Annotated in this window: 11 protein-coding genes; 9 read left to right on the top strand and 2 right to left on the bottom strand. The window is 32.4% G+C overall.

The window, feature by feature from the left end:
- The first annotated feature begins 18 nt into the window (after window positions 1-18).
- From accC to AC23MB_RS11300, 3 genes are all read left to right on the top strand, one after another.
- On the top strand, window positions 19-1377 hold the full coding sequence (gene accC / locus AC23MB_RS11310; protein ID WP_312322570.1) for an acetyl-CoA carboxylase biotin carboxylase subunit: 1359 nt from the start codon (window positions 19-21) through the stop codon (window positions 1375-1377).
- A 75-nt stretch (window positions 1378-1452) separates the two neighbouring features.
- A complete protein-coding gene (gene rocD / locus AC23MB_RS11305) occupies window positions 1453-2697 on the top strand; it encodes an ornithine--oxo-acid transaminase (protein WP_312322569.1) in 1245 nt (414 codons plus the stop codon).
- 14 nt (window positions 2698-2711) lie between these two features.
- Window positions 2712-3458 carry a glycosyltransferase family 2 protein gene (locus tag AC23MB_RS11300; RefSeq protein ID WP_487787297.1) on the top strand — a complete coding sequence of 249 codons (747 nt, stop codon included), beginning with the start codon at window positions 2712-2714 and terminating at the stop codon, window positions 3456-3458.
- 36 nt (window positions 3459-3494) lie between these two features.
- Here AC23MB_RS11300 and AC23MB_RS11295 read toward each other — a convergent pair whose 3' ends face one another.
- Complete coding sequence (locus AC23MB_RS11295) at window positions 3495-4361, bottom strand: hypothetical protein (protein WP_487787296.1); 867 nt, start codon at window positions 4359-4361, stop codon at window positions 3495-3497.
- Window positions 4362-4606: 245 nt separating this feature from the next.
- Here AC23MB_RS11295 and AC23MB_RS11290 point away from each other — a divergent pair, with 245 nt between their 5' ends.
- The 5 genes from AC23MB_RS11290 to AC23MB_RS11270 are packed head-to-tail and all read left to right on the top strand — an operon-like array spanning window position 4607 to window position 9612.
- Entirely contained in the window at window positions 4607-5575 is a 969-nt protein-coding gene (locus AC23MB_RS11290) for a glycosyltransferase family 2 protein (protein WP_487787295.1), read from the top strand.
- Window positions 5572-6624, top strand: a complete 1053-nt coding sequence (locus AC23MB_RS11285) for a glycosyltransferase (protein WP_312324329.1) — start codon at window positions 5572-5574, stop codon at window positions 6622-6624. Before AC23MB_RS11290 ends, AC23MB_RS11285 begins: the two co-directional genes overlap by 4 nt.
- A gap of 4 nt (window positions 6625-6628) precedes the next feature.
- Window positions 6629-7615, top strand: coding sequence for a WaaS/CpsH family glycosyltransferase (locus AC23MB_RS11280; RefSeq protein ID WP_374329119.1), 987 nt, complete (start codon window positions 6629-6631; stop codon window positions 7613-7615).
- A gap of 10 nt (window positions 7616-7625) precedes the next feature.
- Window positions 7626-8630, top strand: a complete 1005-nt coding sequence (locus tag AC23MB_RS11275) for a WaaS/CpsH family glycosyltransferase (RefSeq protein WP_374329118.1) — start codon at window positions 7626-7628, stop codon at window positions 8628-8630.
- Between the two features lie 19 nt (window positions 8631-8649).
- Window positions 8650-9612, top strand: a complete 963-nt coding sequence (locus AC23MB_RS11270) for a glycosyltransferase family 2 protein (RefSeq protein ID WP_487787294.1) — start codon at window positions 8650-8652, stop codon at window positions 9610-9612.
- 25 nt (window positions 9613-9637) lie between these two features.
- On the opposite strand, the gene AC23MB_RS11265 is transcribed toward AC23MB_RS11270, so the two are convergent.
- Window positions 9638-10579: a glycosyl transferase family 90 gene (locus tag AC23MB_RS11265; RefSeq protein ID WP_487787293.1), complete on the bottom strand. Its 942-nt coding sequence runs from the start codon at window positions 10577-10579 to the stop codon at window positions 9638-9640.
- Window positions 10580-10647: 68 nt separating this feature from the next.
- Here AC23MB_RS11265 and gltX point away from each other — a divergent pair, with 68 nt between their 5' ends.
- Window positions 10648-12159, top strand: a complete 1512-nt coding sequence (gene gltX / locus AC23MB_RS11260; RefSeq protein WP_374329115.1) for a glutamate--tRNA ligase — start codon at window positions 10648-10650, stop codon at window positions 12157-12159.
- Window positions 12160-12165 lie beyond the last annotated feature (6 nt).

The following is a 12165-nucleotide window of genomic DNA, read 5'->3' as shown; positions in this document are numbered from 1 at the left end:
AATTTAAAATTCTAAAAGATGTTCAAAAAAATATTAATTGCAAACCGTGGCGAAATCGCAATGCGAATTCTACGTACCGCAAAAGAAATGGGTATCAAAACGGTTGCAGTATATAGTACAGCAGACAAAGATAGTTTACATGTAAGATTTGCGGACGAAGCAGTGTGCATCGGCCCTGCGATGAGTAAAGATTCTTATCTAAAGATTCCTAACATTATTGCAGCTGCAGAAATTACCAATGCAGACGCTATCCATCCTGGTTACGGATTCTTATCAGAGAATGCAAACTTCTCAAGAATTTGTGCTAACAACAATATCAAATTTATTGGAGCAACGCCAGAGCAGATTGAAAAAATGGGTGATAAAGCTACGGCTAAAGCAACCATGAAAGAGGCTGGAATACCATGCGTACCTGGCTCTGACGGACTAATCGATTCTTATGAAGATGCCGTGCGTATCGCTAAAGAAACCGGTTATCCAGTAATGATCAAAGCTACTGCTGGTGGTGGTGGTAAAGGTATGCGTGCTGTTTGGAAAGAAGAAGACCTAAAAGAACATTGGGAATCTGCGATCCAAGAAGCTGTTGCTGCTTTTGGAAACGGGGGGATGTACATGGAAAAACTTATTGAAGAACCACGTCATATTGAAATCCAAATTGCTGGTGACCAATATGGAAAAGCTTGCCACTTGTCAGAAAGAGATTGTTCTATCCAAAGAAGAAATCAAAAACTAATAGAAGAAACGCCTTCTCCATTCATGACGGATGAACTTCGTGAAAAAATGGGTGAAGCTGCTGTTAAAGCTGCCGAATTTATTGGTTACGAAGGTGTTGGTACAATCGAGTTTTTGGTTGACAAACATCGTAATTTCTACTTTATGGAGATGAATACTCGTATTCAAGTAGAACATCCAATTACAGAACAAGTTATCGACTACGATCTAATCCGTGAGCAAATTTTGTTAGCTGCAGGTACACCAATTTCGGGTATCAATTACTATCCAAAATTGCACGCTATCGAATGTCGTATCAACGCGGAAGATCCTTATGCGGATTTCCGTCCTTCACCTGGAAAAATTACGGGACTTAATATTCCTGGAGGTCATGGTGTAAGAGTTGACACGCATGTATATTCTGGTTATGCAATTCCGCCAAACTACGACTCTATGATTGCTAAGTTGATTACAACAGCGCAAACTAGAGAAGAAGCGATTGCTAAAATGAAACGTGCTTTGGAAGAGTTTTATATTGAAGGTGTTAAAACCACAATCCCCTTCCATAGACAGTTGTTAGACAACGAAGACTTCTTATCTGGAAATTACACAACTAAATTTATGGAATCTTTTGTGATGGATCGTAAATACGAATACAGCATTTAAGATTTAAAAATAAAAATGAATTGCCCAGCTTAGGTTGGGCATTTTTTTAAATTGCAAACGAAAAATATTTATAATATGGAAAATAATAAAGATTCAAACTACTATATAGAACTTGAAGAGAAGCACGGCGCTCACAATTATCATCCGCTTCCAGTGGTTTTAGAGAAAGGTGAAGGCGTTTATGTTTGGGATGTTGAAGGTAAAAAATACTATGATTTTCTTTCTGCTTACTCAGCGGTTAACCAAGGACATTCTCACCCGAAGATTGTAAAAGCCTTGACAGACCAAGCACAAATTTTAGCTTTAACTTCAAGAGCATTCTACAATAATAAATTAGGAGAATACGAAAAGAAAATTACATCGCTTTTCGGTTTTGATAAGGTATTACCCATGAATTCTGGCGCAGAAGCTGTTGAAACTGCTGTTAAATTAGCTCGTAAATGGAGCTATGAAATAAAAGGGATCGCAGAAAATGCTGCAAAAATCATCGTTTGCGAAAATAACTTCCACGGAAGAACAACTACAATTGTTTCTTTTTCTAATGATCCAGATGCGAACCAAAATTATGGTCCTTTTACACCAGGTTTTATTAAAATCCCTTACAATGATTTAAATGCTTTAGAGGAAACTTTAAAAGCTGACGCTCAAAATATCGCTGCATTCTTAGCAGAACCAATTCAAGGTGAGGCGGGAGTTTACGTTCCAGATGAAGGTTTCTTGAAAGGTGCTTCCGAACTTTGTAAAAAATACAATGTTCTTTTTATTGCAGACGAAGTGCAAACTGGAATTGCAAGAACAGGTAAATTAATTGCTTGTCACCATGAAAATGTACAACCCGATATTTTGATTCTTGGAAAAGCACTTTCTGGGGGAATGTATCCAGTTTCTGCGGTTTTAGCGAATGATAATATTATGAATGTTATTAAGCCTGGACAACACGGTTCTACTTTTGGTGGAAATCCTTTAGCATGTGCGGTTGCCGTTGCAGCTTTGGACGTAGTTGAAGAAGAAAAATTATCGGAGCGTTCACAAGAATTGGGTGAGCTTTTCCGTTCTGAAATAGAAAAATTAATTCAAAAAACAAATTTAATAACCGCTGTTCGCGGAAAAGGTTTATTAAATGCAATTTTAATTAATGATACACCAGAAAGCTCAACCGCTTGGAATCTTTGCGTCGCTTTAAAAGAAAATGGACTTCTAGCAAAACCCACACACGGAAACATTATCCGTCTTGCCCCACCTTTGGTTATTACAAAAGAAGAATTATTGGATTGCGTGAACATCATTGAAAAAACAGTTTTAGAGTTTAAGAATGCTTAATACATTTCGATGAAATGCGAAAAATTAGTGGATTAATTATCACATTCAACGAAGAACAAAACATTGCAGAAGTTTTAGATTGTTTTAACTTTTGTGATGAAATTATCGTTGTTGATTCTTTTAGCACGGACAATACGGTAGAAATTGCTCAGAAAAACCCTAAAGTTAAAATCCACAAACAAGAATTCGTAGATTATACTAAACAAAGAAATACAGCTCTAACTTTAGCACAAAATGATTGGGTTTTCTTCTTAGATGGTGACGAAAGAACAACGCCACTATTGCAGAACGAAATTATTGAAACTATTAATAATTCTGACGCAAAAGACGCTTATTATATCTACAGAACTTTTTTTGTGGGGCAAAAGAAAATCAATTACTCAGGAACTCAGAATGATAAGAATTTTCGACTTTTCAGAAAATCGAAAGCATCTTACACAGAAAGTAAAAAAGTCCACGAAACGCTTGAAGTAGATGGGAGTATTGGAGTCTTGAAACATAAGCTTTTGCATTATTCTTTCACAAACTTTGAACAGTTTAAGAAGAAAATGCTTTATTATGGCTTATTAAAAGGGAATGAACTTCACGAGAAAGGTAAAAAATATTCGAGTATTACTCATTGGAGTAAAGTTTTCTTCAAGTTTATTAAAACCTATTTTTTGAAATTAGGAATTCTAGATGGAATTGATGGCTTGAAAATTAGCTATCTGCAAAGTCTTTACGTTAATGAAACCTACATAACTTTAAAAAATAAAAGCTGAGATTACCTCAGCTTTTATTGTACATATAGAATATGTTTAACGTATATATACTTCTTTTTTATCTTTATAAAATCCGTCAATAAAGTTTTTAAGTTTTCGTTGCGTATTGGATTCTCTAACTTTAATAGGGATTTTTGTTAGCTCCATTACTTTAACCTCAGCAATAATTTGATCAAGCATATAATCTTTCATAAAAGATTTTTTAATGAACAAATCAATCATCTGATTCCATTCTTTTTTGTTTCCCCAATAATGTCCTACAACATCATCAGCAGGTTTTAGCGACGAATACTCATTAAGTCCAATAGAAAAAGCAAACTGTTCTATAAGTCTTCTTGTTATGCCATCTGCACACATTGCATCATTAACTTCCAAAGTATATTGCAAACACCCAACATGCTTATCTGAGACACCTATTAAACCTGCATTCCACATAGCCGAATTTTCATCAATCGTGTATTTATGATAAGTTTTGCCTTTCATTTGCTTCCACATCAATTTTTCGGTTTTCGATGATAATTGTGATAGCTTCCCTTCTTCTAAATGCATAAAATTTTGTCCATTCTCAAGAGCCTCTCGCAAAGCATCAAAATCTTGATAAAAAAAAGTATCTCCATCTAAATAAAGAATTGGGTCGTTTGGATATTTTTCTGCAACTAGTTGTAAAGCTTTTATCTTGACGCGCCAAAAGAATTGATACTTCCCTTCCCACTCTTTAATAACATCTCGATTAATTGGCAATACTTCTACATTGTCTCCAAATGATTTAAATAACGATTCATCTTCGGCGATAACGATAATTCTGTCTTTATTACTTTTTCGAGCTAATGCGGTATATATCGAAAAATATACTTGTTGATAATTCTCCATTTTATCTCCGAAAACTAAATACACGATATTCATTATGATGCTATTTAAGTCTAATATTCTCTTTGAGAATACTAATATTTATATATTTTAATTCAAATTTAGGTTAAAAGCTCGGAACTCGAAAATTTGTTTGGCTTAATATTTTCTGCTAAATTGCAACATAAAATATTTAGCAAATAAAGCTTTTATTACAAAATCTTTTTATCCTAAGCTAAATGAGTTACTGTTAGCGTTTTATGATAAAGGTACAGAACTAATAACAGCCTATTGCAATGCGCATGAGTAGTTACCCTTTGATAAGTATAATTATCCCTTGCTATAATGCTGAATTGTCATTAAGCAAATGTCTCAATTCTGTTATTCATCAAACTTACTGTAATTTGGAGATTATCATTATTGATGATGGTTCTACAGACGCAAGTGCCGAAATTTACAAAGAATTTCAAGAAAGTGATAAGCGCATTATTGTCATTAAACAAAGTAATAGTGGTGTTTCGAGAGCACGAAATATGGGTCTGAAAACCGCATCTGGCGAATACATTTGTTTTGTTGACTCCGATGATTGGGTTGAGCCTAATTACTGCAGTACTTTATTTGATCTACTGGCTGAAGAAAATTCTGATATTGCCGTTATAGAAGCCTCTTATGAGGATGAAGAAGGAAATGTAGTTTTTAACAAGCCCATTTCTAATGAACGAGTATTTGATGGGAAAAGAGCATTGTCGCTTTTACTAGAAGATAGTGTCATACAAAGTCATCCATGGGGAAAGCTTTACAAGTCTAAATTTTTAAAAGATATAAGTTTTCCTGAGGATTTAAAATCATTTGAGGATTATTCGACGCTATTTAAAGTATTCGACAAAGCAATAAAGGTTGTAAAATCTAATGATAAACTTTACCATTACATACAAAGAGAAAATAGTCTCTCTCACAACCTTTCTCCCGAGACCGCATATTATTTCTACTTAGCGATAATGGAGGTTTTTAAATTCTGGCAAGCTACAACTCAGATTAAAGATCAGAAAAAAATCACTAAAAATATTATTAGAAAACTTTTGATGGTTCTTAAGCGTATTCTCCGACAAACGCCTAAAAATGAAATGCAACAAGAAAAGGAAAACATCAGAAAATCTTTCAAAACATTTCTTAAATATCCTATTACTGATATTGGCCCAGAATATTATTTTTACATAAGATTGTATTATTATCAACCGAATCTTTATACAAAGCTAATTGCAAAAAAATGACAGAAAAACCTCTTGTATCTATAATTGTACCTTGTTATAATGTAGAGAATTACCTTGATGCTTGCGTTACTTCTGTCATTAATCAAGACTATAAAAATTGGGAATGTATCCTTATCAATGATGGTAGTACCGATAAGACTTTCGAAATAATAAAAACTTATGGACTGATAGACTCTCGGATAAAAGTTTTAACACAAGAAAATGCTGGACTTTCTGCAACCCGCAATCGAGGTATTGATATTGCGGATGGTGACTTTATCTTTTTTCTGGATTCGGATGATATCTTAACCGACGATGCGATCACCTCATTAGTGTCATCTTATCAAAACAATGATATCGTTACTGGAATTACAACAAGCTCAACAATTGTTGATAATCAAATAAATAGACTTTCGAGCTTATTGCATCCTTCGGAAGGCGACATTAATTTTGAAAATACTCAATATGAAGTAATTATTAGAAATATGGAAACAGGTCTTACGCCTGTTGCACAAAATAGATTGTACAAATCAGATTTTATTAAGAAAAATAATCTTCGCTTTAAAAATAAGATTTTGCATGAAGATGAACTGTGGTTTTTTGAAACCATGCTTTTAGCAAAAAATGTAAAGTTTATAAACCAAGAAACATATTTTTACCGTATTGATAACCTAAATTCTATCACAAAAAATCTTGGTGATCGAAATCTCGAGTCGTACATCCAAGTTATGGAAGAAATTTTAAATCAATATTCCATCAAAAAAGATTATGAAATAATTTCTAATTATTATGCAGTTTATATCAAAAAAATATTCTTAGATTTTGCAATTAGAGAACAAGACAAACTTAGCTCAGAAATAATTTCGCGACTAGAAGCAGCTTTAAAAACCAATTATAAGCCTCTGGGGAAACAACGAATTTTGTCTAAAAACAACGACTTGTATTATAGAAGTCTAAATGTTCTATCGCGACACGATTTCAGCATAATTAAAAAATACTTTTTCAGAAACCCAATTAATAGTCTTAGAAAAATCATTAAAACGTATAAAATTTTGTATTCTCTAAAGTAATATAATGCAAGGAAAAAGCTTTCTTTTGGTAATGCCTAGTTACTCCGATTTCCCTGAACTTTTCGTGAAAAATCTAGAAAAGTTGGGTTTTCATGCAAGTTTAGTGACAGATCAAATTCCTAAATTTAAATATCAAAACAGCGAAAGATTAATTAATTTTTTTAAAAAGACATTTCAAAAAGATAAATCTTATAAAAAAGAACTTGTCAAAATTTTTACAGAGAAGGAGTTTTTGAAAATAGCAGAGAATCTTGATGGACATTTTGATTATATTCTTGTGATTCGACCCGATGAATTTCCAATCTCGTTTATTAAAAAATTAAAAGGAAGAACATCAAAACTCATTGCTTATCAATGGGATGGCATTGAAAAATTTCCAGCTGTAAAGAATTATTTTTCATTATTTGATACTTTTTTCTGCTTTGAAAATGTTGAAGGCGTACCGAATATCAGAAAAACTACGAATTTCTATTTTGATGTAGATCATTTTGATAATCTAAAACCAGCGTCACAATCTGGAAATCCAATTTTATATTTCGTGGGTCTTGATTGGGAAAACAGACGCAACAAAATAAATAATTTCATCATGTTTGCGGATGAAAATAACTTTCGTCTCAATTTTATTTTACAAGAGTTTGAAGAAAACAACAGCAAAAATCCCAAGATAAATTACATTAAAAATAGGATTACATTTATAGAAAATATCGAGTTGGTTAAAAACTCGGATGTATTATTAGATTTTGTAGATCCAAGACATGCAGGCTTGTCTATACGTTTTTTTGAAGGACTTTATTATAAAAAGAAAGTTATAACCGATAATGTTGAGGTTAAAAAGTACGACTTTTATCACCCGAATAACATTTTCGTAATTGAGAATAATAACTATAAGTTAATTCCAGATTTTGTAAAAAAATCATACGTCGATCTACCATATGATATTGTGAAGAAATACAGCTTTAGCGAGTGGATAATGAGAATAGTAAATGCTTAAACAAAATGTTGTGAAAAAATCAATCATATTAATAATGCCCAAGCACTTCGAAATCTACAAAGCTTTCTTAGATAATCTAGAGCAATGTGGATTTGAAGTTAAGTTATTTTATGCAAGTGATCAAGATTTTAGATACGTCAATATCATTCAAAAATTGACTAATTTTTTTAGAAAAACATTTTTTAATGATAAAAATTTTAAACAAAACTTAAAATTAAATTTCGATAGTGTTCAACTAGCTCATCAGTTTCAAAATCTAAATTCGATAGCAGACTATGCATTAGTTATTCGCCCAGACTACTTTACGAAAGATACATTACTGCTACTCAAAACAAAAGCAAAAAAATTAATTGGCTATCAGTGGGACGGACTTGATCGTTATCCCAAGGCAAAAACATTAATTACAATTTTCGATAAGTTTTTTGTTTTCGATCCAAACGATTTTCAAAAATACAAAAAAACACATTCTAACATCTTACTAACCAGTAATTTTTATTTTGACATTGCTACGAGTTACAATGCGAACAACAGCAAAAATAAAGAAGTATTTTTCATTGGAAGCTTTGTTGAGAATAGAATTGAAAGTATCCTATTTTTAACAAAAATTCTAAAAAAATTAGGTTACACTATTAATATTAAGCTTTTATATTTTAATGAAGAAACTCCAAAAAAATATGCAGATTCTGGTATTACTTTTATAAAAGACCCACTTACCTATCCACAAGTTATGGAGCAAATCCAGAAGTCGGATATCATATTAGACTTTGTAGATACTGTTCACAACGGCTTATCGTTTCGTTTTTTTGAAGCGATATATTTATCAAAAAAATTAATTACAAATAATAAACTTTCTCGTGAACATGAGTTGTATTCACAATCTAATATTTTAGTTTGGGATACCAACATTACGCCGCAGGTAATTGAAAATTTCGTTAATGCCGATTATAAAAATTTAGAAAAGAAAGACATTGAGAAATATTCTTTCACGACGTGGATTAACCACATTTTAGAATAAAAATTACACGCAAAAAAAAATGAAAACCTCAGTAGCACTTTGTACATATAATGGCGAAAAATTTTTATCGCAGCAATTAGATTCAATTTTGAACCAAACAAGTCCAATAGACGAGATTGTAGTCTGTGACGATTGTTCTACTGATTCAACAATATCCATTCTAAGAAGTTATTCAGAAAAAAATCCAGGGAAATTCAATATAATCAGTAACGATCACAATCTTCGCAGTGTAAAAAACTTTGAAAAGACTATCTCCTTATGTAATAATGACATTATTTTCTTATGTGATCAAGACGATATATGGTCTCCAAATAAGGTTGAGAAAATCCTCGAAATTTTTGAGAAAAAAAATAACATATCTGCAATATGCACCAATGGAAATATTATTGATGAAAACAGTTTAAACATTGACACAATACCGGTGTGGGATTTTCCAAAATTAGTTGAAGAAAATGGTTACATCTTTGACAAGTACAACATCCTAAATCTTGTCGATAATTTTTGTACTGGTGCAACTATGGCATTCAGAAAAAAGCTAATTGACCAGATAATTCCGATACCTTTAATCGACGAAATGCACCATGATCGATGGATTGCTTTAGTGGCAGTACTACATGATGAATTATACTTTCTTGATGAAAAATTAATTTCTTATCGACGACACGCTACGCAACAAGTAGGGAGTGTATTTTACGAAAACTCTACTGAAACAAAAAAATCGATCACCAACTATTTTAGTATCGATAAAAAAAATAAAAATTTTAAAGAGTATAAAAAATTATTACGACGATTCAACAACGCTTATAAAATCAATAAAGAAAACTTATCTAACAATCCTGCTCAACAGACATTTTTCAATGAAAATTTACACGAATTAAAGAGAAGATTTAGTATTGTTAAATCGGAAATGAAATCCAAATTCCCCCTTCAATCATTTATCCTATTCGCTAGTGACCAACTTTTGGGGAAAAGGAAAATGTAATAATTATAATGGATTATGCTTGTCATTAATCAACTTGTTCAAAATATTTTTTGAGCACCAATAATGCAATTAAATCTTCGAGATTTTCATTATTAAAATTCGATCTAAATCTTTTCGCATTCCCAACAATCTCTAATGCGGCTTTTGGATTACTAGTATAAAACTCCAGTTTTTCATCAAGATCAGAAAAATCATCAGCAATCTGTATAAAATGCTCATTCGGAATAAGAGTTCCTTCCATATACCAAGTTTCCATTTTGTGAGGAGGCGCAATAGCAATAGAATTTGAAGACATTATCCATTTTAGATTAGTTGCAACATCAGTACCTTCAAGACTTAAGATAAATTTATAATCAAGATGTTGATCGATAGTCATCTTTGGTTTTATCCATTTAGGGTTGCCTTCTTTCAAATTAACTTGTCCAATATCACACAATGGATTTTCAAAATGTTTCTCAAAAAAACGAATTCTATGTTCCTGATAGATTCCTCCTCGTCCGATTAACAGGTTGTTTTTTTTATTAAAATCTTTTCTATCATCGACCGACACAAAATGTCTCGCTTTATCTAGCTTTAAAAGAATATTATTTTCGTTACTTCCTGCAATCGGACGACTTTTTGTAATCATTGGAATTGGTAAAATCGTGTTAACATCACCAAAGGCATAATCAATCAGAAGATTGTCATCAAAATAGCGAGCATATTCGTAAGTATCAAAATAGTACGACTTGGGTGTTTTAGGATGTTTTAGATCTTTAATTCGCGTCCCAGAATGTGTAACTTTTTGTTTTTCTGACAATTTATTATAGTAGTCAACGCGATATTCAGCAACATCCAAATCTTTTTTACTCAAAATTTTACGAAGAGCATTAATTTTTTTTTCAAGATTTTGCTTTGGAAGAAACTGCGTTGAGTAGCCTTTTATATAGAATAAAATTTTATTTTGCTTTTCTACTTTTGTCATCATACAAACTTAGCTAAAATTAACATAATCTCTTCATTTTTCGTAAATTTGCACTCTAAATTTTTCAAACAATGGAAAGAGTAAGAGTCCGTTTTGCGCCAAGTCCTACAGGTGCTTTGCATTTGGGTGGTGTAAGAACTGCATTATATGATTATCTTTTCGCTAAACATAACGGAGGCGATTTTGTATTAAGAATTGAAGATACCGACACTGCGAGATATGTGGAAGGTGCTGAAGATTATATTATGAAATCTCTGGAATGGTGCGGATTAATCCCAGATGAAAGTCCGATTCATGGTGGACCTTACGGACCTTATCGTCAATCTGAAAGACGTGATATTTACGATAAATATACAGAACAAATTTTAAGGACAGATTATGCTTACATCGCTTTTGATACGCCAGAAGAACTAGATGCAATTCGTGCTGAATTTGAAGCTAAAGGTGAAGTTTTTGCTTACAACAATTTCACGAGAAATCGTATGAAAAACAGTTTGACACTTTCTAATGAAGAAGTGGAAAAACTAAAAGCAGACGGCGTTCCTTATGTTGTGCGTTTTAAAATGCCAGTTGGTCGTCAACTGAATATGGAAGATATCATTCGTGGAAATTTTAGTGTAAATACTGATACTTTAGATGATAAAGTTTTGGTAAAAAATGACGGAATGCCAACTTACCATTTCGCCAATATTATCGATGATCACGAAATGAAAATTTCTCATGTTATTCGTGGTGAAGAGTGGTTGCCCTCACTGGGACTTCACGTTTTGTTGTACGAAGCAATGGGTTGGGAAGCTCCACAATTTGCGCATTTATCATTGATTTTAAAACCAGAAGGAAAAGGAAAATTAAGCAAAAGAGATGGCGCTAAATTTGGTTTCCCAGTGTTCCCGATGGATTTTAAAGATCCTGAGAGCGGTGATATTTGGAAAGGATACAAAGAGTCAGGTTATTTCCCAGATGCATTCATCAATATGGTTGCTTTGTTGGGTTGGAGTCCTGCAAACGATAGAGAAATCTTGACGATGGACGAAATGATTTCTGAATTTGATCTTCATAAAGTTCACAAAGCTGGCGCAAGATTTAATCCTGAAAAAGCAGTTTGGTTTAATCACGAATATTTATTGAAAAAATCGGATGCTGAAGTTTTAGAATTGTTCAAAGAATTGGATGAGGTTAAAAATTCAAGTTTAAATAATGACACTTTGTTGAAAATTGTTTCTTTGATGAAGGAAAGAGCAAGTTTCATTAAAGATATTTATAACGATAGCAAATTTTTCTTCGAAGCGCCAACTTCTTACGACGAAAAAGCTAGCAAAAAAGCATGGAACGAAGAAACTGGAAGTTTAATGCAAGAATTCGCTGATCAACTTCAAACTTCAAACTTCGAATCAGAAACTTTAAAACAAACTATCCACGATTTTGCAGAAGCAAAAGGACTTGGAATGGGCAAAGTAATGATGCCACTTCGTTTATCTTTAGTTGGAGAACTAAAAGGACCAGATGTACCAGATATTCTTTCAATTCTTGGAAAAGACGAAAGTATTTTGAGACTTAAAAATGCTATTTCTAACATAAAATAATACATT

This window comes from Soonwooa sp. T0.1_25, from assembly GCF_057652215.1.
Note: the sequence above shows the minus strand (reverse complement) of the source record. Positions and strands in the feature narration are given on the sequence as shown.

Bases quoted from the DNA above. Each gene is read 5' to 3' on its own strand.
- AC23MB_RS11265 (WP_487787293.1), bottom strand. From the start codon at position 10,579: ATGATGACAAAAGTAGAAAAGCAAAATAAAATTTTATTCTATATAAAA.
- AC23MB_RS11270 (WP_487787294.1), top strand. From the start codon at position 8,650: ATGAAAACCTCAGTAGCACTTTGTACATATAATGGCGAAAAATTTTTA.
- AC23MB_RS11300 (WP_487787297.1), top strand. From the start codon at position 2,712: ATGCGAAAAATTAGTGGATTAATTATCACATTCAACGAAGAACAAAAC.
- accC (WP_312322570.1), top strand. From the start codon at position 19: ATGTTCAAAAAAATATTAATTGCAAACCGTGGCGAAATCGCAATGCGA.
- AC23MB_RS11285 (WP_312324329.1), top strand. From the start codon at position 5,572: ATGACAGAAAAACCTCTTGTATCTATAATTGTACCTTGTTATAATGTA.
- AC23MB_RS11280 (WP_374329119.1), top strand. From the start codon at position 6,629: ATGCAAGGAAAAAGCTTTCTTTTGGTAATGCCTAGTTACTCCGATTTC.
- AC23MB_RS11290 (WP_487787295.1), top strand. From the start codon at position 4,607: ATGAGTAGTTACCCTTTGATAAGTATAATTATCCCTTGCTATAATGCT.
- AC23MB_RS11295 (WP_487787296.1), bottom strand. From the start codon at position 4,361: ATGAATATCGTGTATTTAGTTTTCGGAGATAAAATGGAGAATTATCAA.
- gltX (WP_374329115.1), top strand. From the start codon at position 10,648: ATGGAAAGAGTAAGAGTCCGTTTTGCGCCAAGTCCTACAGGTGCTTTG.
- rocD (WP_312322569.1), top strand. From the start codon at position 1,453: ATGGAAAATAATAAAGATTCAAACTACTATATAGAACTTGAAGAGAAG.